This is a genomic window from Mariniblastus fucicola (assembly GCF_008087665.1).
In the GTDB taxonomy this organism is placed as follows: Bacteria; Planctomycetota; Planctomycetia; order Pirellulales; family Pirellulaceae; genus Mariniblastus; species Mariniblastus fucicola.
The window spans coordinates 5,383,208-5,407,150 of record NZ_CP042912.1; the positions used below are offsets into that span (position 1 = coordinate 5,383,208).

The 23,943-nt window shown below is 54.5% G+C and carries 14 protein-coding genes; 9 read left to right on the top strand and 5 right to left on the bottom strand.

Features of this window, described 5'->3' with window-relative positions; genetic code table 11:
* Positions 1-174: 174 nt before the first annotated feature.
* From MFFC18_RS20100 to MFFC18_RS20120, 5 genes are read left to right on the top strand one after another with little or no spacing between them, the layout of a single operon-like run.
* Positions 175-2,244, top strand: coding sequence for a TolC family protein (locus MFFC18_RS20100; protein ID WP_075084083.1), 2,070 nt, complete (start codon positions 175-177; stop codon positions 2,242-2,244).
* A 12-nt stretch (positions 2,245-2,256) separates the two neighbouring features.
* Positions 2,257-4,173: a preprotein translocase subunit SecA gene (locus MFFC18_RS20105; RefSeq protein WP_075084082.1), complete on the top strand. Its 1,917-nt coding sequence runs from the start codon at positions 2,257-2,259 to the stop codon at positions 4,171-4,173.
* 31 nt (positions 4,174-4,204) lie between these two features.
* Positions 4,205-5,056, top strand: a complete 852-nt coding sequence (locus MFFC18_RS20110; RefSeq protein WP_075084081.1) for an efflux RND transporter periplasmic adaptor subunit — start codon at positions 4,205-4,207, stop codon at positions 5,054-5,056.
* A 21-nt stretch (positions 5,057-5,077) separates the two neighbouring features.
* Positions 5,078-6,976: an efflux RND transporter periplasmic adaptor subunit gene (locus MFFC18_RS20115; RefSeq protein WP_075084080.1), complete on the top strand. Its 1,899-nt coding sequence runs from the start codon at positions 5,078-5,080 to the stop codon at positions 6,974-6,976.
* 53 nt (positions 6,977-7,029) lie between these two features.
* A complete protein-coding gene (locus MFFC18_RS20120) occupies positions 7,030-9,210 on the top strand; it encodes an efflux RND transporter periplasmic adaptor subunit (protein ID WP_075084079.1) in 2,181 nt (726 codons plus the stop codon).
* A 3-nt stretch (positions 9,211-9,213) separates the two neighbouring features.
* On the opposite strand, the gene glnE is transcribed toward MFFC18_RS20120, so the two are convergent.
* Together glnE and MFFC18_RS20130 are read right to left on the bottom strand one after the other, a co-directional pair.
* Entirely contained in the window at positions 9,214-12,327 is a 3,114-nt protein-coding gene (gene glnE / locus MFFC18_RS20125) for a bifunctional [glutamate--ammonia ligase]-adenylyl-L-tyrosine phosphorylase/[glutamate--ammonia-ligase] adenylyltransferase (RefSeq protein ID WP_084417030.1), read from the bottom strand.
* Positions 12,328-12,374: 47 nt separating this feature from the next.
* On the bottom strand, positions 12,375-13,616 hold the full coding sequence (locus tag MFFC18_RS20130; protein WP_075084077.1) for a DEAD/DEAH box helicase: 1,242 nt from the start codon (positions 13,614-13,616) through the stop codon (positions 12,375-12,377).
* 508 nt (positions 13,617-14,124) lie between these two features.
* Here MFFC18_RS20130 and MFFC18_RS20135 point away from each other — a divergent pair.
* From MFFC18_RS20135 to MFFC18_RS20150, 4 genes are all read left to right on the top strand, one after another.
* Positions 14,125-16,614, top strand: a complete 2,490-nt coding sequence (locus MFFC18_RS20135) for a PSD1 and planctomycete cytochrome C domain-containing protein (RefSeq protein ID WP_084417029.1) — start codon at positions 14,125-14,127, stop codon at positions 16,612-16,614.
* A gap of 230 nt (positions 16,615-16,844) precedes the next feature.
* Entirely contained in the window at positions 16,845-18,188 is a 1,344-nt protein-coding gene (locus MFFC18_RS20140; protein ID WP_084417028.1) for an MATE family efflux transporter, read from the top strand.
* Positions 18,189-18,269: 81 nt separating this feature from the next.
* The gene (dusA, locus tag MFFC18_RS20145) at positions 18,270-19,352 is read left to right on the top strand and encodes a tRNA dihydrouridine(20/20a) synthase DusA (protein WP_075084074.1); all 1,083 of its coding nucleotides are present in this window, start codon (positions 18,270-18,272) and stop codon (positions 19,350-19,352) included.
* Positions 19,345-20,886: a hypothetical protein gene (locus tag MFFC18_RS20150; RefSeq protein WP_075084073.1), complete on the top strand. Its 1,542-nt coding sequence runs from the start codon at positions 19,345-19,347 to the stop codon at positions 20,884-20,886. The genes dusA and MFFC18_RS20150 overlap by 8 nt, the downstream gene beginning before the upstream one ends.
* A 94-nt stretch (positions 20,887-20,980) precedes the next feature.
* On the opposite strand, the gene MFFC18_RS20155 is transcribed toward MFFC18_RS20150, so the two are convergent.
* The 3 genes from MFFC18_RS20155 to MFFC18_RS20165 all read right to left on the bottom strand — a co-directional run bounded on the left by MFFC18_RS20155 (position 20,981) and on the right by MFFC18_RS20165 (position 23,943).
* Positions 20,981-21,997 carry a reverse transcriptase family protein gene (locus MFFC18_RS20155; protein WP_075084072.1) on the bottom strand — a complete coding sequence of 339 codons (1,017 nt, stop codon included), beginning with the start codon at positions 21,995-21,997 and terminating at the stop codon, positions 20,981-20,983.
* A gap of 267 nt (positions 21,998-22,264) precedes the next feature.
* The gene (locus MFFC18_RS20160) at positions 22,265-23,143 is read right to left on the bottom strand and encodes an HTTM domain-containing protein (RefSeq protein WP_075084071.1); all 879 of its coding nucleotides are present in this window, start codon (positions 23,141-23,143) and stop codon (positions 22,265-22,267) included.
* The gene (locus MFFC18_RS20165) at positions 23,140-23,943 is read right to left on the bottom strand and encodes a hypothetical protein (RefSeq protein ID WP_075084070.1); all 804 of its coding nucleotides are present in this window, start codon (positions 23,941-23,943) and stop codon (positions 23,140-23,142) included. Before MFFC18_RS20165 ends, MFFC18_RS20160 begins: the two co-directional genes overlap by 4 nt.

Genomic DNA, 23,943 nt, shown 5'->3' on the forward strand with positions numbered 1-23,943 from the left:
GTGCAGCCATATGACGAAGGCACCCCAAGTTCAGTTTGTAACGATTATGCGGGCGGCATTGGCGTCGCATGATCGTTGCAGCCGATTTAACTGGAACAGGGATTTCCTTTTGACGATGGAACAATCGGAGCAACCCTCCAAATCGAATCCGCGGTCCTGCCCTAACAGACAACTATGCCTGATCACCCAACCATCCGCACAAAGCCTGCCCAACCGATTGAGTTGACGCAATCGATACAGCTTTACTCGCTGCAGCCCTACACCATGCCAGCAATCTTCGTTGGCTTGATTCTGTTCGTGGTGATTTTTAACGAAGCCAAACTTCGCGGACAGGATGCGTTCAAGGATTTCAACGCGACTCAGGTTTTTCGCGACATGAATGCTGAAGCTGTTGCCGCGGCGCAAAAGCCACTGGTGAATTCGTGGTGGGATCGCCACGTTCAGAACTCGCTCAGAGAAGTCCAACCGCTACCGACTGACCTGCATACGATCCTGTACCTGGCCGTTCATCACTCCAACCAAATCAAGATCGCGAAAGCAGATCCACTGATCCGGGAGACGGCGATTCAGGAAGCCGATTCGGCATTTGATTGGGTCCGCTATTTGAACACGGCGTGGAACGATACCAGTGAACCCGTCAGCAATTCGTTGACTGTCGGCGGAAACCAGAACCGTTTTAACGACACGGTTTTTCAGGGCACCGGTGGCGCAAGGAGAACAACTCGCAGTGGTGGACAACTGGACATTTCGCAACGATTCGGATGGCAAGACAACAACTCGCAGTTCTTCATCCCCAACGACCAGGCGACGGGCCGGCTGACCATGTCGTACACGCATCCGCTAATGCGAGGCCGCGGTGCTGCATACAACAATGCGATCGTGTTTCTCGCACAAGTCGACACCGAAGTTGCCAACAACGAGTTTCTTGCAACGTTGCAGGACGAATTGCTGGAGATCACGCGAGCTTACTGGAATCTGCATCTTGAACGAGCCGTTCTGGCTCATCAACTTCGGCTCTATCTTCGCACGAAGGAGATCTACCAGACGCTTTCGGCGCGGCAAACTGTCGACACGCAAGGCACGCAACTTATTCTGGCAGCAAGTGCTTTGGAAAACCGCCGAGCTGACTTGATCCGGGCACAAACGGCAGTCACCAATTCGGAGACGCGACTGCGTGGCATGATCAACGCACAGGAACTTGGAAACTCCGATCAGATGGAACTGATCCCTGTCGAGCCGTTGCCGACTTTCCAATATCACACGGATTTGCAGAACGAAATACAAATCGCGATCCAGAATCGCCCCGAAGTTCGCGCCGCGGTCCAGCAAGTCAAAGCGGGCTCACTAAGACTCGGCGTGGCTCAGCACGAATTGATGCCAGTTTTGAATCTGGTAACTCAGGGCTATCTGTCCGGACTGCAGGGCGACAGCGATTTTGGCGAAGCGTTCACGGATCAGTTTTCGGTTGGCCGCCCCAGCTACTCGGTTGGGCTGCAATACGAACTGCCGGTCGGAAACCGATTGGCGAAAGCTCGAGTCTGCCGCCGTCAACACGAATTGGAACGATTGCAAAGTGAATATGCGAGAGCTTTGCAGGCGGTGCAAACGGAAGTCGACATCGCGGTTCGTGAGCTCAACACTTCTCGCCGGGAGATTACGGCGAAGAGCCGTGCATTGGCAGCAGCCGAAGCAGAGGTGACAACGATCGAACAGCGTTGGCAGCGAATGATTGACGGAAGCGGAACTTCTTCGCTGAACCTGGAGTCGTTGTTGCGTGCTCAGGAACGAGTCACCGCGGCGGAGCGCGAATACGTGACCGCTCGACTGACTTACAGTTTGGCGATGGTGAACATGAAGCGAGCCAACGGCACTCTGCTACAGTCAGAAGCCATCTCAGTATCACCAAGCTGTAACGGACAAGGTTGCAACGACATTGTGATCGACAAAGCCCAGTCGGTGCCGATGGAAACATTCCAGATGGTCCCTCAGGCGGGCGAGTCAATGAACATTTTCACCGGGCAGGCTCCGGCGCCTAACCTGAACGTGACACCGACTCCTGCTTCGAAACAATGGGATTCAGTCGTCGTCAATTCGGATAGCGATGAAGGTGTTCGTGTCGCAGATGGTTCTTTCAATGCTGACGCTGGACCACGTTCTCCGTGGCGCGGCTCGTCGGCAGGTTCCTCCGACACGGTCAAAACGGAGCCTGACGGTCCAGTCTTCTCCGATCTTCCCAGATACTAGTCGGGAGTCGTCATGCCTAATTCGATCTCGGCGTCCAAAAGTCGCTCGCCATTTTCGTGGCTGCGTCGTCAGGCGTTTCGAAAACACCACTGGGTTTCGGATGTCCGCCAGGCAGAATCCAGCTTTGCGTCGCTGAGCGATGCAGCGCTGAAGCTGCAGTCCGACTCAATTCAGGAACGCTATTCCGCTTCGACCCGCGGCGAGCGCGACCGGGTTCGAGTCGAGTTCGCGGGCCTGATTGCCGAGTGCGTTTTCCGTTCGCTGGGCTTTCGTCTGTTCGACGTCCAGGTCCAGGCGATCGGCGCGGCCAGCACGGGAGCCATCATCGAAATGCAAACCGGTGAAGGAAAAACGGTCGTCACTGGCTGCATTGCGGCTTTGCGAGCGCTGGACGTTCCGTCAGTCCATGTCAGCACCACCAACAGCTACCTCGCTGACCGCGACTGTGACGAACTGGCTCCAATTTTTGATCGGCTGGGGCTGACGCATGGCAAGCTACCGCAACAGAGCGATGAAGCAGCGTCCAGGTTGGCATATCGAAAGCAAATTGTTTATGGGCCGGGCTATCAGTTTGGATTTGATTTCCTGCACGACCAGATGAAACTGCGACAACAAAAGAAACGGCGACTTGGTCGGGAAGTCATCAATCGAATACGGGGTGCGGAGCGCGGCAACAAGCTGATCCAACCGGCCGACCATCATGTCGCGATTATCGACGAAGCCGACAGTGTGATGATTGATGAGGCGATGACTCCTTTGATCATCAGCTTGCCTGGAAAACAGACACAGGACCCTGTGCCGTATCAGTTGGCAAAGAAGATTGCCGCCGAACTGGTAGAGGGAACCGACTACACGATCGAGCTTCCCGAAAAATCGATCGAGGTCACCGAAAGCGCCAACCTGGCCGCGCACGAGAAGATCGCCCACCACCGCGACCTGTTGTTGGCTCGCCCCTGGAAGTCCTATATTTCCAATGCGATCCGGGCACAAATAATATTGCAGCGCGATGTGGACTATGTCGTGCTGGACGACAAAATCCAACTGGTGGATCAGTACACCGGCAGGATTCTGCCAGACCGAACCTGGCAATCCGGTTTGCACCAAGCCGTGGAAGTCAAAGAAAACCTGACGATGCAACCGGCGCGTGAATCAACGACCACGATCACCCGGCAGCGCTATCTGCAAATGTACGACTCAATCGCCGGACTGACCGGAACGGCACAGTCAGTCGCGGATGAGTTCAAGGACATCTACCAATGTCCAATCGTCGTCATTCCGACAAATCGAAAATCTCAGCGACACATCGAGAGAACCCGTTTCTTCACTGATGCGGCATCGAAAGCAAAAGCGATCGCTGACGATGTTTGGCATCGGCATCAAAAAGACCAACCGATTCTGATCGGAACCAGGACCATTCGGGAAAGCCTGGAAATCGATCAGGCACTTCGATCCCGCAACATCAACGCGGTGTTGCTGAACGGAGTTCAGGACGGCGACGAAGCCGAAATTGTGTCTCAAGCCGGCCGAGCAGGCGCCATCACGATCGCCACCAACATGGCGGGCCGAGGCACCGACATCAAACCGGACGACCGTGCCCTTGCCGCTGGCGGACTGCACGTTGTCGCCGTTAGCCCGAACGAGTCGCCACGAATTGACCGTCAACTAATCGGACGCGGGGCGCGACAGGGCCAACCAGGATCGGCTCAATTCTTCGTCGCCGCAGACGATTCCCTGCTGACGGACTTTCAGTCGTCGCTTCCCAATCAGATCAAACGTGACGCCGGTGCTGACGGAGAATCGAGAGATTTTTCGCGTGAGCTACGGGCGTTGCAACAATCGATCGAACAAAGAAACTTCGACCGTCGACAGCAGATGATCCTCCGGGATCGTTGGATGGATTCGGTAAGAGAATCGATCGAGAAAGACTAAACCGGGTTTTCAACTGAACTCAGGAAGAACCATGAAACCAGTTTTCACCATCCCATTCATCATCGTTGTCGCGGCAGCCGCGTCCTGCGCCAACGCGCAGATGCACGAGGGCCGAATCACGCGATCTTTCACCGAACCGATCGAGAAATGCGTCGCGGCGAGCGCGGAATCCGGCATCGTGGCGGGCGCACATGTTCGCGAAGGGGATCGTGTTCGCATCGGCGACGCGTTGGCTTCCATCAACCACAACGTGCTCAAAGAGTCGTTGGCAATTGCTGTCGCCAAAGCGGAATCGACGGCACGCCTGGACGCTGCGAAATCGCAACTGAGTCTCATCGAGTCACAGCTCGACGCGGTCACGTCGCTCGTTTCGGGTGGACACACGAACAAATACGAAGTGCAGCAAAAGACAGCCGAACAGCAGCAGGCCGTTGCGGAACTTCGTGCGGCCGAGGACGAGTTGAATCTGGCGGCACTGGAAGTCAATCGTATCAAGGCACAAATCGAAGACCGGATCATCAAAAGCCCGATCAATGGTTTCGTGACCGAGATCCACAAGCAACCTGGCGAAAACGTTTCTCACAACGAACCGCAGTTTGCCACGATCGTTCGCGTCGACCAACTCAAAGTTCGCTTTTACCTCGATGCGGCGACTCTCAGGAATTCCAAAGTAGGCGATCGGGTGCCGTTGGAAGTGGGAACCAACGGAAAATCGACACAAGGCATCATCAGCTTTGTCTCGCCCGTCATCGACCCGGACAGCGGACTGGGGCGGTTGGACGTAGTCCTGGAAAACAGCGATCTTTCTATCCAAAGCGGCATCGCATGCTACTGGAAATCCGAAACCGCGTCGGTCGCTGACCGTTCCGCAAAACTTCGATAGCCCTCCAACGAACGCGAATCCATGACAACATTCCCTACCGACAATTCGACTTCGCATTCGACGCAAGTTCCGCTGCACAAAAAGTTCAGCCGGCAGGTTTCGAAGTCAAAGCATAAGCAGAAACCTCAACCTAACCTGGAACAACAGGCTCTGGCGATCATCTCTGCCGGAACCAGCGAGTTTCAGGTTCTGTCAGGCCTATTGCAGTTGGCGATCGGATCTGTGGGAGGCATCGGCGGCTTCGTCGCGGCGCAATCTCAGGAACATTGGTACCTCTCCAAACAGAAACCAACCATCGGGAAGATTCCATCGGCTTCGTTTTTCGATGAGGGATTTTCTCAGCAGTGTGAGACGTTTTTGCGCTCGGGAGAAATCCAGACGTGGGCTTGCGAGACGCTCGAAGGCGTCCTGATGTTTTCGATTCCCCTGAATCGGGACGAAGATGCTGCGGAGCTGATGCTGATTCTGTCAACAACGGAAGCTTCAATCGTCGAGTCAACCCAGCGGCTGACTCGAATCGCTTCGGCCATGCGATTGTGGATTAACGCGAATGCAGCCCAGGATGCGAACTGGCAAGTCCACTCGTTGGCTTCGATCATCGCCATGGTTTCGCAAATCGAAACACGAGAAACGCTAAATCTGGCGGCTGAGGAAACTGCGAACCTGATGGCGAATCACCTACCGGTCGCCAGCGCGGCGATTGGTATGCTGGACAGGCACCTGATGACCTTGAAGGCTATTTCCGGCGTCAGCAAGATGGATCCGGGATCGGAAATCAGCCGAAGCTGGCTGCAGGCGATGGTGGAAAGTCAGACTCGAAAACAACCGGGGTTGTTTCCTGCTGTGGATCAGGAGAACAATTTTCTGCTTCAGTCGCACCGTCGACTGGCTTCGAACTTGCAAGCAGAAGCGGCATTCAGCCAACCGCTGGTCGCGGAAGACGGAGAGGAAATCGGCTCGATCGTTTTCGTCGGCGAGCAAAGTCAGCTGCAGTCGGAATCGTTTCAACGATTTGTCGCCACGTCGGCGCCCGCGCTCGCAGCAGCACTCCGTTCAGCCAAACAGCGACAAAAAGGAAAGCTCTCGCGAGCCAAATCGTGGGTGCTGGAGAAAATGCACTCGATGCCCGGCGCTATCGCCTTGGCTGCCGTGTTCGGTTTTGTGCTGCTGATGATGCTGCCGGTCACGTATCGAGTTCGCTGCTCTGCGATTACCGAACCGGTGTCGCGTCGCTTCGCAGTGGCTCCTTTTGCTGGCCAAATTATCGAAGGCCATGTCGAAGCAGGGGACTTTGTCACCAAGGGCCAACTGCTCGCAGAGCTGGACGGTCGCTCGATCCGCTGGGAGCTGTTTGGTGTTTCGGCCGAGCGTGAACAGTCAATCACGTCACGGCAGATGGAGTTGTCCGAGCGTAACATCGCCAAGGTAAAGCTTGCCGAACTGGAGCATGACCGGTTGCAATCGAAAGAAGAAGTCTTGAAGTACAAGCAGGAACATTTGCAGGTTTGTAGTCCGATCGACGGAATCGTCCTGAGCGGTTCACTGGAACGTGCCGAAGCCGCTTCGGTCGAGACTGGCCAGACGCTTTTCGAAATCGGCCCGATGAAGCCAATGCGAATCGAAATCGAAATTCCGGCGAACGAAGTGGCTCAAACGAAGCCCGGATTTCCGGTCAGCATCTGGATCAATGGGCAGGAAAATGAAGTCATCGAAGGCAGCATTCTCAAGATTCACCCAAGAAGCACGACTCGAAACGCCAAAAACGTTTTCGTTGCCGAAGTGGAGTTTCCCAACGAGGACGAACGGCTTCGGCCAGGCATGAAAGGGACCGTTCGCATCGATTGTGAGAAACGCAGTCTCGGGTGGTCGTTGTTTCACAAACCAATCAACTGGCTAAAAGCAAACTTCTCCTATTTTTAGATCGCCTCTACCAAGTTAGACGAAGGTCATTCCAACAAACCAACGAATCAAACATGCTTCAAGATTCCACACTCGAATTCGGTCAGGCACGACTCAAACTGAAAGAGTCGCTGCGTTTTGACATGCGCCAGTCCGGCAACAGCGTGTCATGGATCTGCGAAGATGAAGTCACCGGAAGATTCTTTCAACTCGGATTGCCACAATATACTTTTCTTACAATGCTCGACGGACAGCGTACCGTCAGCACGGCTTTGATGAAAACGGCGACGCTGCTGCGAGAGCATGCGATCGAGGAATCAGAGGCGGCGAACGTTTGCAAATGGGCGATCGAATCGGGATTGGTCGAAACCGAATCCGGCAACTCAGCCGCGCGACGAAAAGAACAGCATCAACAGATTCAGAAACAGCAACTTGTTTCGTGGCTGAATCCGATGATGATTCGTATTCCGCTGTTCGATCCCGATCAAATGATCGAAAAAGCTGCCAAACTCTTCGGCTTTCTCGTCAGCCCAATGGGTTTTCTGTTGTGGCTGGTCGTGGTGATCGCCGGCTTTTTTCAACTGTTGATGAACTGGGATCAGTTCTTCGTCAATCGCGTCAGCTCGTTCTCGGCCAGCGACCTGCTGTGGATCGCGTTGACGTCGTTGGTGCTCAAACTGATTCACGAAGTCGCTCATGGAGTCGTCTGTAAGAAGTTCGGTGGACGAGTCAAATCGTGCGGGATTCTTGTTCTTCTGTTGATTCCAATGCCTTTCGTCGACGTCACCAGTTCGTGGCGTTTTCCGAGCAAGTGGCAGCGGATTTTGACTTCAGCCGCGGGAATGATCAGCGAAATTTTCATCGCGGCGATCGCCTGTCTGGTTTGGGCTTCCAGTTCGCCTGGACCGCTGCAGTACCATGCAGGCAACGTCATCATTACGGCGACGCTGTTGACGCTGCTGTTCAACGTCAATCCGCTGATGCGATTCGACGGTTACTACATGTTGTCCGACTGGTTGGAGATTCCGAATCTGTCAACGCACGGACGCCAATGGCTCAAAGGCGCCTTCAAGCGGTTGTTCTTCGGCAGCCAAAAACCGACGGTCAAGGAGACTGGGTTCCGGGGATTCTTCGTGAAAACTTACGGAGTACTGGCCATGATGTGGTTCTTCTCCATCGCTGTTGGGCTTTCACTCGGGGCGTCGAGTTTGTTGGAAGGATTCGGGTTAATCATCGCGATCATCGGACTGCTGCTCTGGATCGGAGTCCCGGTTTGGAAGCTTGCCAAATACGTGATTCACGGCACGGAAACGGAAAATCCGAATCGCGTCTGGTTCGCGACAGCTTCTGCAATCACGGCCGCATGTCTGGTCGGTTTTTTGATGCTCTGTCCGGCGCCGTCGGTTGTGTCGGCACCGATTGTTATCGACTACGATCCGCTGACTGTGGTGCGAGCGAAGGCATCCGGTTTTGCGAACACGATCCACGTCACTGACGGTCAATGGGTTGAAGCAGGTGACTTGTTGATGACACTCGAGAATCCGGAGCTACAGCTGGATTTGACATCGCTTCTGATCGACCTTCGCATCTCCACGATCCGTGCACAAGCTTTGCTGACCCGAGAACAGCTCGGGGAGCTGAAGTTGGAAAATGAAGCCATCGAGTCGATGCATAAACGTCGCCGAGAACTGGAAGAGCAGATCGCGAACCTCAACGTGGTGGCAACGCAGAGCGGCACAGTTCTGGCAGCGGACTTGCACGCGGACACGGGAAAGTACTTTCGTCCCGGTGACGAAATCCTCTCAATTGGCAACGATGAAAAAATTCACGCGATTGCACTTACGCGGCAGCAGGACATCGAATGGATTGAACAGCGCGATGCTGTCGAAGTGGAACTCCGCATTTGGGGACGCAGTGAAGATGAACTGATCGCCGGACAGATCAAACATGTTCACCCTCGGGCTCGGGACGATTTGCCTCACGAAGCTTTCGCCGCAACGGCGGGTGGTCCGCTGGCCGTGGTGCCGAGGGAACAGGTGGAAGATTCGTCCGAATCCAACAACGGCGAGATGAAGCTGACCGAACCTCGCGTGCCGCTGGAGATTGAATTGGCGCGTTCAGATCGCCAAACGCTACTTCCTGGGCAGGCGGGGCAGATTTTGGTTCGTGCCCGAGAACAAAACATGGGAACCTATCTGGCCCAGAACTTTGTCCGTTTTGTGAAGCGTAACAACTTGCGAACTCACGGGCTGTAGTGGCTAAGTGATCCTGAACAAAGATTCGGCTCGCTGCCGAACGGCCTCGCGGCATTCACTGACTTTCGATGAAAGCTTGCCACCATTGGAAAAGTTCAGCAGTAGCGCAAGTCGCTCAAGCTGACTTTCATTTTCCGGAAGATCATGCCTGGCCGTCGTATTCATCAAACGCAATCCGGACTCAACGCTTCTCAAAAACTGATACTGCTCACGAAAGAACTCTGCATCGTCCGGCTTCATCAGCCCCGCGACGCTTAGCGATTCGATCGCGTTGAGCGTTCCAGGGGTCAGGACTTCCGGATTTGCATCAGCATGAGCAAGCTGCAGCATCTGCACAACGAACTCGATGTCGACCGTACCTCCGTGACCACGCTTGAGGTTTCCGGGTTGAGAGTCCCGTTGCATCGCCAGTCGCATTTTCCAAATGTCATCGCGCAGTGAATCGGGGCAGGGCAGGGTCAAATTTTTTCTCACCTCGGCCATTATCTTCCGACCCAATTCTGGATTCCCGGCAACAGGCCTGGATTTGCAAAGTGCCTGACGCTCCCAAAGCTGCCCCGGACCGGAATCAAAGTACCGCGCGAACTCTTCGACGTGCACTGCCAGAGAACCGCTTTTGCCGGAAGGACGAAGACGACTGTCGATCTCGTAGAGCCGTCGGTGGGTCACCTGTTTGCCAATCGCTTTGACGATTTCCGCAGCCAGTTGACTGAAGAACGACTGCGGCGACGTGCCTTTGGGTAAAAGAGATTCAAACTCCGGATCAGAGTCGTAAAAGAAGATAACGTCCAGATCACTGTGATAGTTTGGCTCCCGTCCGCCCAACTTTCCCAACCCCAAAACGGCGAATGGCACCGCATGCGATGCTGGCGTTTCCCAGTCGATCGAAAATTTCTTCAACTGCCGTTCGGTTTGCTGCGAAGTCACTTTTTGAAGACAAATATCAGCGACGTCCGAGAGAGCCCGATGCGTATCGGCAATCTCGTCCTGATTCAAAATATCGCGAACGCCAATTCGCATATGTTGCGTGCTCTTGAAACTCGAAAGGATCAGGTCAATCTCGACGGCGCCCCGCGACAGTTCATCCATATCCTGCTGCAACCATTCGCGGGAAGGCAGCGAATCAAGCTGCAACGCATCCATCAGCTCGTCGACCATTCCGGGACTGGTTTTCAAAATTGTCGCCAGATAATCGCTTGAGGCGCAGAGCCGGACGTACAGATTGAGCGTCGGTGGGCTTTCACTGAACAGCTCCCAAAGAACGCCGCGTGCCCCCAGGGAATCGCTTACCGAGGCCAGTGAAATCAGCGTTCGATCAGGCTCCGGCGTCCTGGCAACTTCGGAGAGCAACGAGTGAGCAATGGAAGCGAAGAAGTGTTTGCACCGGCGTGACGAAATGAATTGAGACTTTTCCTCGGCCAGTTCCATCAAGATTCTCCAAACCGTCTGCGGATCGGAAAACTGGTACGGCTCAAGCACTTCGGCAACGAATTCGGGCGACGGATCCGGATCAAGGATCAGGTCAACGACTGCCGAAACCGGTGCTTCGGCGTCCTGAAAAACTCTTGATGTGCCGAACGCGCCGTGCAGCAGATGATCAAGAATGACGCGGTTCAGCCGAGTGACTTCGTCGAGTTTTTCGCGAAACGCGTGCAGCGTCCCGGAAGTGGAGCTTTTGCGGATCCCCATTCGTTTTGCAAACGCATCAAGCGACGCATCGTCTGTCGGGAGCGAGTGAGTTTGTTGGTTGTGCATGATTTGCAAACGATGTTCGAGCTTCCGCAGCCAGCGATAGTTGCCGGCCAAAAGCTCAGCTTCTTCGTGAGTCAAACATTGCGCCCGCTCCAGCCGTCCGATCGCTCGCAGCGTATTTGCGGTTCGCAGGCTGGCAAGATTCCAACCGTTTAGCAGTTGCATGAACTGGATCACAAACTCAACATCCCGGATGCCGCCATAACCAGTTTTGATGTCGACTCGGTCCTCTCCCTGTTGCTGAGTCCGCCGTTCCATTTGCCGTTTAAGAGATTTGATTCCGGCGATGTCGGTGCGACTGAGGCTGGGGCGAAAGATCCAGGGCTGCAATCGATCGAGCAGGACGTTTCCCAGCGAACGATCTCCTGCCAGTGGACGCGCTTTGATCATCGCCTGACGCTCCCACGTTCGGCCCTGCAAGTCGTAGTACTGCAACGTTGAGTCAATGCTTTTGCAGATCGGACCTCGCGATCCTGATGGCCGCAATCGCATGTCGACTCGATAGGCGGACCCAAGTTCTGTCGGTTCGCCGACCATGCGAACAAAGTCCCGTGTCAGTTGTGCGAAGTATTCCTGATTCGAAGAAACTGCTTTGTCGTGAATCTTTCCTTCGATCTCGTAGACTGCGATCAAGTCGATGTCGCTGGAATAGTTGAGCTCGTTGCCGCCAAGTTTTCCGAGCGCGAGAATCACGTAGCGGCAGGTGTCGGCATTTTGGGAATATGGCGATCCAAACTTTTCGACCAGGCGTCGCCGGCACCAGAACAACGCTGCTTCGCAAACCGCAGCGGCTACCGCCGAAATCTGTTCGGTGACTTGTTCAATCCGATAGTTCAACACCAGATCGCACCACGCCGTACGTAGCGTTTCCCTTTGCCGAAACTTCCTCAGACGCCGCATCGCTTCGGCGGCGTCCTTGGCATCGTCCACCATCGCGACGGCAGTGCTAACTATCAGCTTTCGCGACAGCGGCTGAAATCTGCCGACAGCGACAACATCAAAGTTCTCTTCGTCTCGCAGCAGGTCCGACAGATACTGGCTGTCGGACACCAAGGTCAACAGCCCTCGAAAAGGAGTGGCCAGCGAAGAAAGCGTGCAGACTTTCTGGGCCAGCGAATCAGAAACGGAAATCAACCGCTCAAGATTGTTGAGCGCTTGGTCAGGATCAGAAAGCTCCGGCAGCACCTTTGCCAAAACCGACACAAAGCGGGAAATCTCCGCGTCGGACCAGTCAAGTCCGGCGATCGTTTGAAGATTCGCGACGCCACGTTCGACGTTTCGCAGCCCGCAACCACGCAGCCAACGCCCCAGAGTTTCGGGCGAAGAAATCGATTGGCGAATGTCGGGAATCAAGTGACGGGCCAATGCAAACCAACTGGAGTTTTGTTCAACGAACCATACTCAGAAAGATGCTACAGACCGCGCCGGTATTTGGATTTCGACTTCTTACGCTTTTCAGCGGCCACCTGATGCGGATACAAAATCGCTCGCCGTTCATCGACAAACTCCTGCATCGGATCGCTTTCGAGCTGTTTGTTGATCGTACGCTCGATCGCGTTGAGCTCACTTCCCTGATCGGGGCACACGAACGAAAACGCAACGCCCGTCTTACCCATTCGTCCCGTCCGGCCAACACGGTGCACGTAGTCTTCACTGAGTGTTGGAATGTCGAAGTTCACAATGTGTGAAACGTTGGTGATATCGATACCGCGACCCACAACGTCTGTCGCCACGAGGTAGCGAACTTTTCCGGACCGGAATCCTTTCATCATTCGATCACGAGCCGACTGGTTCATGTCACCATGAATCGTTCCGACATCCTGAAAGTCCGTTTGTTTGAGCAATTTGCGATACAGTCTCTCGGTCCCAAGTTTCGTGCGGCAGAAAATGATCGCCTGATCCGGGTCCTCGCGTTGCAGCAGCTTTTCCAGAACCTCAAACTTCATTTCCGTAGGCACGGTCATGAAATATTGATCAATCGTTTCGGCAGAAACATTGTTCTTCGAAAAGTTGATTACTTTGGGGCGATACATATAACGCCGTGCCAGCTCCAGAATTGCTGGCGGCAACGTCGCGCTCAGCAGCAGCGTCTGTCGCTCTTTCGGACAACGCCGCAAGATTCGTTCGATGTCGGGACGAAATCCGATGTCCAACATTCGGTCGGCTTCATCAAGCACAATGAACCACAACTGATCGATGTTCAGCGTTCCACGATTCAGATGATCGATCACGCGTCCTGGCGTTCCGACGACAACATGACAGCCCTCGTTAAGCCGGTTGATCTGTCCGCGAATCGGCTTGCCGCCGTAGAGGCAAACGGATCGAACATCATCGGGAGCCAATCGTCGCAACTCGTTTTCGACCTGAACGGCCAATTCACGAGTCGGCGCAAGGATCAACGCCTGCGGTTTAGGCTTTCTGACATCCATGTCCAACTGTTCGAGAATCGGAATCGAAAACGCAGCCGTTTTGCCGGTTCCTGTTCGAGCCTGTCCGATGACGTCGAACTCTTCCATCACAAGCGGAATGACGCCGGCCTGGACGGGAGAAGGTTTTTCATAGCCAATTCGGTCGAGCGTTTTCAGCATCGATTTCGAAAGGCCAAGGGTATCAAAAGAAAGTCGCTGTTTACGTTTTTGGGCAGTCTTGGTCACTGAGGTCTGTTTCTGGAAAAGATGTGGCGTCTCCCCACCCCGGGTCTGGGACGCAAATGCTATTGTTATTTTCACTCGTTATTCGCTTACAGGCTATCTCTGGAGCATCTTTCGGTCAACGCGAGTTTGCATTTGAGGCCGAAAACATCGACGTTTTCGCCCGTTACGGGCTTGCTTGGCCCGAATCCCGGTCCTCATCGGGGCTTACTGGTCCTGACCGCTCAACGCGACCTGACGAATCCTGTACGCGACATCACTCGCCAATGGACTCAGCCTCGCGTCCCGGGAACGGAAAACTGCCGTTATTTTCGTTCGGACCAATCTGCATCGATTTCAGATCAACGCTAAAGTTTCAGTAGATAATGTCTCGATGCACCGAATCCGCTTCGGCGAGAGATGGTTAGTATTTTAGTAGCAAGCACAGCGATTTTGAAAAACGCGGTGGCAGCGAATCTGCAACCGCTCAAGACAAACCAGGCGTGGCGACTTTCGATCGTCCGTATTAACCATGATGAAATCTGTCCTTTCGACATTGTCCTTTTCTCTGGTCACGATGTTCTCGGCGTGTGCACTGTTCGCGCAGGACGACGGCGCGGATTTCTTCTCTGCCAAAGTAAAACCGATCCTTGAACAGCACTGCTTCGAGTGTCACCGAGACGATCCTGACGACCTTGGCGGCGACCTTGCGTTGGCGTCGCGCGAAAGCATGCTGACCGGTGGAGACTCAGGTTCACTGATTGATGAAGACTCACCGGGCGACAGCCTGCTGCTACGCACGATCTCCTATGAAGACGACGCCTACCAGATGCCTCCGGAAGGCAAGTTGAGCGACGAAGAAATTTCCGTGTTGACGAAGTGGGTTGAGCTCGGACTGCCGTGGAATCCGGACGACGAAATTCAGCTGGAGCAGGATCATGCCGACGGGCCTCCACAAGTCAACGACGAGACCAAAAGCTGGTGGTCGTTTCAAAAAGTCGAGCGACCTGCTGTGCCGAAAGTTACAGATTCGACCTGGTGCCGAAACGAGATCGATGCCTTCCTGCTGGCCGGGCTGGAAAATGAAAACCTGCAACCGGCTCCTGACGCGACCAAACGAACGCTGGTCCGACGAGCCTGGTACGACCTGGTGGGACTTCCGCCGACTCCTGAACAGGTCGAAGCATTCGTTAAAGACGATTCGCCAGACGCGTGGGAAAGTTTGATCGACGAGCTTCTGGCCAGTCCTCACTACGGAGAAAAATGGGGACGACACTGGATGGATCTGGTCGGATACGCAGAGAGCAACAGTTTCGAACGGGACGACACCAAGCCTTTTGTTTGGGGCTATCGCGACTACGTGATTCGTTCGCTCAACGAAGACAAACCGTATGACCAGTTTCTGACCGAACAACTTGCCGGCGATGAACTGCCCGAAGTTTCGATCGACACGGTAACCGCGACAGGGTTCTATCGGCTTGGTTCCTGGGACGATGAACCTGCCGACCGAGAGCTTGCGAAATACGACGAACTGGATCGCATGGTGGCGGTCGTCGGCCAATCAATGATGGGACTGACGGTAGATTGTGCACGCTGCCATGACCACAAAATTGACCCCATTCCACAAGCCGATTACTACCAGATGGTTTCGTTCTTTCAGAACGTTCGCAGTTATGGCGTCCGCGACCACAATTCGGTTTTGGCCGCATCTGTGACCCAGATGGACGAGCGAAAAATCGACGACGCAACACGACTCGCTCATGAAAAAGAAGTCGCTGCCGTTGAAGCCAGAATGGATGCGATTGCAACTCCGGTCAAAGAAGACTTTGAGCCAGTCGATCACGAAGAGTTCAAACATCTCATTAATCGTGAACGTGTTCTGAAGAAGTACGTTGGCAAATCGCTGACCGAAGAATTGTTCGCAGAGTACAAAAAGCTGCGCGAACAGTGGCGTCAACTGACACAGAACCCGCCGCAGGGCATTCGCAAGATTCTTTGCGTAAAAGAACATGGTGCTGAACCGCCGGAGTCTTTCGTCATGATCCGCGGCAACCCGCACGCGCCGGGCAAATCCGTTTCGCCAAAATTTCTCAGCGTCCTGTCACCGCCGGAACCGGAAATCGTGCCTCCCGCGGACGGAGAAACCACGGGACGACGTTTGGCGTTTGCAAAATGGCTGACCAGTCCGGAGCATCCTCTGACGGCTCGCGTGATGGCGAATCGACTTTGGCAGTATCACTTCGGACGCGGCATTGTTCGCACAAGCAGCGACTTTGGGTTCCAGGGAATGGCCCCAACTCAACCAGAGCTGCTGGATTGGCTGGCGTCGGAACTGGTTGATGGCGGCTGGCGCCTCAAATCGATGCATAGAAAAATTATGTTGAGTCGTGCCTATCAGATGAGCACAACGTTTAGCGACGACTCGTATGCCGTCGACCCGGAGAACGATCATTTCTGGCGATTCAATCCACGGCGGCTGACGGCCGAGGAGATTCGCGACTCGATTTTGTTCGTCAGTGGACAGCTGAATCTTGATACGGTTTACGGGCCAAGCGTTTATCCGCCGATGCCGCAGGAAGTTCTCGACGGGCAATCGATGCCAGGCAAGAACTGGCACACTTCGAACGACGTCGATTCCCGCCGCCGCAGCCTCTACATTCACATCAAACGCTCGATGGGTGTGCCAATTCTGGAGTCCAACGACGCGGCCACCAACGATAGCCCATGCCCGGTTCGCTTCGTCACCACACAGCCCACGCAGGCGATCGGTTTGATCAACAGCGAATTCACCAACCGTCAGGCCAGGTTGTTTGCTGATTCGATTCGCGCAGAACACACCGATGCGAAGGATCAGGTTGCGGCCGTGTTGCGGCGTGTATTCCAACGGGAACCAACTGCTGTCGAAATTGATCGCGGGGTTGCCTTGATGAACGAATCCTCTTTGAAGAAAAAGCCTGAAGAAGCATTGAACATCTTTTGCCTGCTGGCCCTGAACCTCAACGAGTTCGTCTACCTCCAGTAGTTCGTCGTCCTTCAGAGCTCGTACGCCAGCACTTTTCGCCGGGTCGGCGCAGTATCAAACCGATGTATGATCTGCGTCTCTGCCCCGAGGCTGCGCACCGCGATCGCTTCCATCGGAAAGACTTCCAACCTGTGTTTGCATCCGCTCATGCAACCAGATACGCCCTAACAACAGCCTGACTACGCCGAATTCGCCACGGCAAGTCATTCCCGACACCCAACGAATCCACCTTGTATTTCACCGAATTCAAAAAGTTGATCTGGCTGGCCACTCCTCTGGTGATGGCTCAACTTGCCCAGAACACGATGTCGTTGATCGACACGATCATGGTCGGAAAGCTTGGTGACGAAGAACTTGCCGGCATGGCGATCGGCAGCACCACGTTCTTCTTCGTCCTGATGACATTTTCCGGTGTGCTCTACGCGGTCAACCCGCTGGTTGCCAACGCGGTCGGAGCAAACCAACAGGATCGCATTCCGCGGATTGTCAGACAGGGGTTTTGGATCGGAGCAATCGCTTTCATTCCGGCATTCATTCTGTTTTGGAATTCGGAATCGATTCTGAGATTACTCGGGCAAAAGGAAAACGTCGTCCGACTGAGCAGCCAGTATCTGCGCGCGATCTCATTCGGCCTACTCCCGGCACTGCTGTCGGTATCGCTGCGTGGATTCCTCGAAGGCATCGCACACGTTCGCCCGATCCTGTTCATTAGCCTCGCCGGCGTCGGCATGAACATCTTCACCAACGACGCCTTGATGTTCGGCCGATATGGATTGCCGGCTCTGGGATTAGTCGGAACCGGAATCGCCAGCTCGATTGTGTATACGCTGATCTGCCTGATCACCGCGGGTTATGTTTGGTATTGCCGCCGCGAGCACAAAATTTTTAGCGAACTGCATCGTCCGGACTCGGCGATGATTTCCGAGCTGATGCGAGTCGGAATCCCGATTTGCCTGACCGTCGTATTCGAAGGCTGCATGTTCATCCTGGCAACGTACGCAATGGGCATGTTCCCGGACGACGGCCAACAGCTGGCGGCACATCAGATCGCGCTCCAGTCGGCTTCCTTTACATTCATGATTCCGCTGGGGATCGCGCTGGCGATTTGCGTTCGCGTGGGAAATTTCGCAGGCGCGGGAGATCGCGAAGGAGCGCGCAGGGCAGGGCGGGTCGGCATGATCCTTTCCGTACTGGCAATGTTACCTGGAATAATCGTCTTCACGCTTTTCGGGAAGCAGGTTGTCGGGCTTTACATTGACCTGAGTTTGCCGGAACATCAAGCGGTCATGAATCTGGCAATTTCGTTCCTGCTGATCGCGGCTCTGTTCCAGATCGCGGACGGCCTGCAAGTCGCAGCTTCAAATGCCCTTCGTGGACTCAAACAAACTCGCCCGGCCATGATTTTGACACTGATCGCGTATTGGCTGATCGGAATTCCGGCCTGTCTGCTACTGGGATTTTTGATCGGGCTTGAAGGTCGCGGAATTTGGTTCGGCTTGACCATTGGCCTCGCGGCAGCAGCGGTTATGTTAACGGTCAGATTCGAAATAGACTTTCGCCCGAAACGCGACTAGCCGACTGGTGACCGCGGGGCAGATGCCTTCAATCTGGAACGTTTCGGCTACCGAACTCAATAACTCAGATCCGATTTCTCAATGTCAATTTTCCCGTTAAGCATTGCGCCGATGATGGACTGCACGGACCGGCATTACCGGTTCATGCTGCGGTTCCTCACGCGCGAAACGTTGCTGTACACGGAAATGGTGACCACCGGAGCAATCATTCACGGCGACAAGAATCGCCATCTTGATTTCTCAACCGACGAGCTGCCGCTGGCATTGCAACTTGGCGGAGACGATCCGCAGGCACTTGCTCAATGTGCCGAACTGGCACAGCAATGGGGTTACACAGAAGTCAACATTAACGTCGGCTGTCCCAGCGATCGGGTCAAGAACGGTCAGTTCGGTGCCTGTTTGATGGCGCGACCTGAGCGTGTTGCCGAGTGCGTCGAGGCGATGAAGATAGTCGTCGACATTCCGGTAACCGTCAAGCATCGAATCGGTATCGATGATCTTGATCGCTACGAAGACATGAAGAATTTTGTGACAGTGGTTTCGCAGGCCAAAGCCGATCGCTTTTCCGTTCACGCACGAAAGGCATGGCTCGAAGGTCTCAGCCCGAAGCAAAATCGAAACGTACCGCCGCTGCGATACGAAGAAGTTTATCGGCTTAAAGCTGAGCTTTCTGATCTGGAGATCGAGATCAATGGTGGCGTCAGGACGTTTGACGAAGCGGAAGAGCATCTGCGGCACGTCGATGCCGTCATGATCGGCCGCGCGGCGTATGACAATCCGTTTCTGTTTGCAACTGCCGACGAGCAGTTCTTTGCGAAACAACACGATACACTGAAGACACGTCGGGAGCTGGTCGAAGCCATGTTCCCCTACATTGAGCACGTTCTTTCGACGACCGATCAGTGGCTTTCGCGCGTCACGAGGCACATGCACGGCCTGTTCAACGGCATGAAGGGTACCAAAGCGTGGAAGCGATTTTTGGCGGAAAATTCCTACGGGCCCGACGCCAATGTGGAAACGCTAAAAAGGGCGTTGGAGGTGGTGCCCACCGAAACGCTCGACGCGACTTTCGACGCGACTTTCGACGCGACTTTCGACGCGAGAAGCGAAAAAGCCGCCAGAGCCGAATCGAAACAGACACAAACGGAGACCAAAGTTGACTGAACTGCTCGACATCGTTCTGAATTCTCGCGACCCGAGGCAAACACAATGGCAACTGGAGAACCGATCTGCGCAGATTGCCGAACTTGATCCTCAAGGCGTTGACAGCCTGCTTGTTGCGTTGGTGGAAACGCTTGGTGACGCACCGCAGGCCAATGCCGATACGGCGGCTTCCATTCAGATCCTGATCCACCGACTTTCTGCCAAGCCATCCGGACAAGCGTGGACCAACGCGAGGCTCAACGCTGTCGAATCGCTGTATCGCAACGCCCCGATCGAAGCGGATTTGCGGAATCAACTGCTGCACTGGATAGCAGCCAGTGGTGACGTGGACGCGATGAAACTGTGGGCCGAGTTGATCACGACGGAGCCTCCCGAACATCGCCTTGGCTTGGTGATGGCTTTTGCTCCATTGATGCACAAGGATTTTGATCCACCGCCCTGGCTGCAGGAAAAGTTGCTGGTCGAGGGTACGAGCCACATGCAGATCGCTCCGCTGGTTTTCGACGTGTTCAACTTTTGGTTTCGTTCTGAGAAAGTTTCAAAGCACCCTGCCGAACCGCGGCTGGACCATTTACTGACGTTGTTTGGTCAGCTGATCGGGCAGCTTGGCAAGATCGAAGAAGGCAACATTCGCAAGGACGTCGATTTGCTGACGCTAAATTTGCAGATCTCCGACAGCGTTTCTCTCGTCGTCAGTTTGTGCGATTTCTTCGGACTGCTGGAATCCGATTTGGCCAAACCGAAACTTCACCAGGCGATGGCGCTCAAGCATCGTCGCGTGCAAACAGAAGCGTCCGCGGCGCTGGCGAGATTGGGCGAAGAAGAAGGCAAAGAAATGCTGATCAGTCTGGCAGAGGAACCGGTTGCGCGGCTTCGCGTGTTGAATTACGCGGAAGAACTGGGTTTCCTGAAAGACGTTTCGCTTGAGTGGCAGGGTGAGATCGCGACGGCCGAAAGCCATCTGGCGATTTGGCTTTCCGATCCGCGACAAGTCGGTTTCGCGCCGGCGGAGATCAAACTGATTGACAATCGCGAACTGAATTGGCCCAGCTACGACCATCCGGTTCAGTGCTACCTGTTCGACTATCGATACGGACTCAAAGACGACGCTCCCGGAAACGTTGGCATCTGCGGTCCGATGACTCATGCGTTTCCCGCCGACCTTCGCGGGCTCAGCCAGGACGACATGTATGCCGCGTTTGCGGGTTGGCAAACCGTTCACGAAGAAATCTTTGTCACCACGATCGATCGGGCGAAGGCAGCCGCTCCGGATGACATCTCCGCATTGGAGAATCGGATGCAAGGGATCGAAGACGGTGTCGTAGAAAAAGTCGAACTCGTCGGCAACTTTTTTGGGCAATGGATTCTGCTTGCATCCGGTGAAACTGAAGGCAGTTCGGCAACGCTGGTGGTCGACGAAGAAGACGAATTCTGGATTGGCTGCGGCAACCCAAATGCACCGATCGATGCCGAAACGGTTTGGTCGATCGTACAAGGCCGCAAGCTTCTGGCGCACTTCAATGACGATGTTTGATCGTATCAGTTCAAGCTTCGAAAATTGACGTGCGAGATGAGTTTCGATTGCCTGCGCATGCTTCTGTGCATCGCCTTGTCATCGAAAATTTCGCTTACCACTCAATTCGCTCCAACAGCTTTCGAAGCTTCTCGCCACGCCCGCGGTTCAGCATCTCCACCCACTGAACGCGTCCTTCGAGATGCTGCCGAAAGGCCGGATGGTTATCCCGGTTTTGGGATGTTGGCCCGCTCCGAACGCAGTTGTGCAAAATGGCCTTGAGCCTGTCAAAATTCTCCCGCGGAACATTCAGTTTCTCGTTGAGCACGATTCCGGCTGCGAATTGCCGCTGGCTTGCCCGTGCCAGTCGGGTTTTTCGATAGTTGATTTCAAAGCCCTCTTCAATCGCGATCGCGCCGACGTGAGCCCGAAGCCGACCTGATTGACGCGCCAAATCCGAATCGCCGGAAAACAGAATGTCATCCGCATATCGTGAGTAGCAAACTCCGCCGACAGATCTGGCCAAACCTGAAAGCCGTGCGTCAAGTCGATAGGCGCACAGGTTCGCGATCGCCGGAGACGTCGGAGCACCTTGCGGCAAATGCCGACGAAGATGCTTCGGAGACTGCACGCTAAAGGTCGCCCGAGGATGCTCGACAGAAAGGATACGAGGGCTCGTTTGAACCGTCGTCAACATGGCAATACTGTTCGCAACATCGCAAGGATAGCCAGAATTCCGCAGCAACCCTGCCACCCGTCCAGTGGTTACCGAAGTAAAGAAATCGGTCAGATCAAAGCGCCAACATACATCTTTGCCGACATGCGGTTTCACAAAATCGATCACACTTCGGTTCCGGCAAAACCCGAACGCGAGAACATGCGGAGGCATTGCGTTGAAGATCGTGTCGAGCAGAATCCGTTGCACATATCGCAGTCTGGATCGAGGCGCTTCAATCAGCCGCCATCCGCCAGAGCGTTTCCGGATCCAGTGACTTCGATAGTGCCTGGACCAGGAATCGGGAGCGCTTCGTCGACCGCAAGGGTTGGCCAGCCAACGCAGCTGCTCCGGTTCGATTTCCAGAAGGTTGGCCAGTTGCAGAAGAGTTCTGATTTTGGGGACTGGAAACTTCATCGACAATTCGAAGCATTGGAAAACCCTTTCCGATTCAACGTGTCATGCCAGCAGTGAAATCAGGGGCGTCGGTAGGCGCCCGGTCTTTCACGCAAACGCGTTTGCAACGTCCAGTTAAACCACGGGGTAACCCCGCAGAGGATCTTTCGAAATGAAACATCCAGCTTGAATCGGAAAGGACCAGTATTTGAGAGTGGCTTCTGGCCTGTGTCAAACAACTTCGCGTTGAAGTTAGCGAAACGCAAGCCGGCCGGTCGACAGCTCGTGTCAGTCGCGTTGCCCGACGAAAGCAAGGTTTGCGACCAACATGATCAAGCCAAATTCCAACATCCCCATGCACAGGCCGATTCCCAGATGCAGCGGAACGGCGAGGGCCAGCATGACGGGGCGTGTTAGTTTCGGCCAGATCAAGGCAACGTAGCCGATTTCAAAAACGAGCGTTACCAACGTCATCAAACTGATAAACCACATGTGATCGGCCAACCAGGTCATGTCGAGAGTTTGATACTCGTAGCTGGCGACCGCTCCCCAGATGGCTTCTCCGTTCCACCAGGTTTCTCCCTGGCATTTCCCCAGCCCGGCAAACAGATAAACGATGCACAAGTGAATTTGCATCAGACGAATCGCGATGTTGTTGCCAACGGAAGTGTTTGCTTTCTGTCCACCGATCCCCAGTTTACGAGCCAGCGAAAACGAGCCGCCACAATTGCTGATCGCCAGATACAAGGTTAGAAATCCAGTGATCTGATCCAGCCCAAACAGAGCTCCTGTCGCGCGGTTGGCGTACGAGATAACCAGCAAAGCGGTGGCAATGCCCGTGACCCGCGTCCAGAATCCAAGGGCGAACAAAAGCATCACAATCAGTGCCGCGATGTGAACGACAAACAGAATCGAGGGCGACGAGATCCAGTCGAAGTGACTCCATGCGAAAACGGATTCAAAGAACCGGCTTCGATAGGCCAGCGGCAACATGCCTTCGGATCCCAAAAACTGGCTCAACAGCGGCGTCCAAACCAGGTGCGTGTAGAACGCGATCAAGCCAGTCAACAGCCGAATCAACCCCAGCATCTTTCCATCGCGAGGCGTGAACCAAAAGGAATCCCAAGCGTCGCAGACTGAACGAATCCATTTTGAAAGTCCGATCATGGCGAACCTCGCTCACCGCGTGCAGGCAAAGGTTCGGTCACGACCTGTTCCGCATCTGGCAGCTGCTCGTTGGAGGAAGCAAGCCCGAGTTCTTTCGCTGTGAACGATCCGATCATCGGAGGCTGATCCGGTTTGAGAAACCGGGCGTCACCCAGTTTGGCGCCTTCCTGAACCTCGACCGGGTGCGGAATCTCACGCTCGCGAACGTACAGTTCTATTTTCGTGCCGCCATGAACCTGCAGCAGCTTTCTGGCAACAGACTGGACCAGATCGTCGATTCGCTGACGAACGTTCTTGTAGGACTTTTTCTGAACTTCTATGTCGGCCCGAATTTGCGACGCGATTTCGTGATGTCCAGCGATCTGCTTTTCGGTCGCAAGTCGTTCCAGTTGCCTGATTCGATCCTGAAAATCGGCCTCAGGCGGAGTCATCAGATGCTCAGTCCAAATGGTTTCGCTAAGCATGAACCAACGATGGTACTCCAATCGCGGAAACCCGGTCGTCGCGTCGTCGCGATCGGGAATGCGACCTTTGGTGACACTTCCATCTGCCATTGTGATTTGAAATTCAACCAGGTGGGACGGTCCAGGATTGGGGGCGAAGAATCGATATCCGTGGCCAAGAAAAAGTGCCCGGTGGATTGGCCCAACGGTCTTTGCCAACGGCCGAGTCAGTGACTCAGACCCAACCGGGTTCGAGAGCGGACCAAGGATCAGCACAAACAGATAGAACCCAAGCGTGCAAGACAGCACTCGCTTCAGCGGCTTCGAAATTGCGTTCTCACTCGACGATGTGCCCAT

Coding starts and splice junctions, on each gene's coding strand:
- MFFC18_RS20155 (WP_075084072.1), bottom strand. CDS start 21,997: ATGAAGTTTCCAGTCCCCAAAATCAGAACTCTTCTGCAACTGGCCAAC.
- MFFC18_RS20135 (WP_084417029.1), top strand. CDS start 14,125: ATGATGAAATCTGTCCTTTCGACATTGTCCTTTTCTCTGGTCACGATG.
- MFFC18_RS20120 (WP_075084079.1), top strand. CDS start 7,030: ATGCTTCAAGATTCCACACTCGAATTCGGTCAGGCACGACTCAAACTG.
- MFFC18_RS20115 (WP_075084080.1), top strand. CDS start 5,078: ATGACAACATTCCCTACCGACAATTCGACTTCGCATTCGACGCAAGTT.
- MFFC18_RS20110 (WP_075084081.1), top strand. CDS start 4,205: ATGAAACCAGTTTTCACCATCCCATTCATCATCGTTGTCGCGGCAGCC.
- dusA (WP_075084074.1), top strand. CDS start 18,270: ATGTCAATTTTCCCGTTAAGCATTGCGCCGATGATGGACTGCACGGAC.
- MFFC18_RS20100 (WP_075084083.1), top strand. CDS start 175: ATGCCTGATCACCCAACCATCCGCACAAAGCCTGCCCAACCGATTGAG.
- MFFC18_RS20160 (WP_075084071.1), bottom strand. CDS start 23,143: ATGATCGGACTTTCAAAATGGATTCGTTCAGTCTGCGACGCTTGGGAT.
- MFFC18_RS20105 (WP_075084082.1), top strand. CDS start 2,257: ATGCCTAATTCGATCTCGGCGTCCAAAAGTCGCTCGCCATTTTCGTGG.
- MFFC18_RS20165 (WP_075084070.1), bottom strand. CDS start 23,943: ATGGGCACATCGTCGAGTGAGAACGCAATTTCGAAGCCGCTGAAGCGA.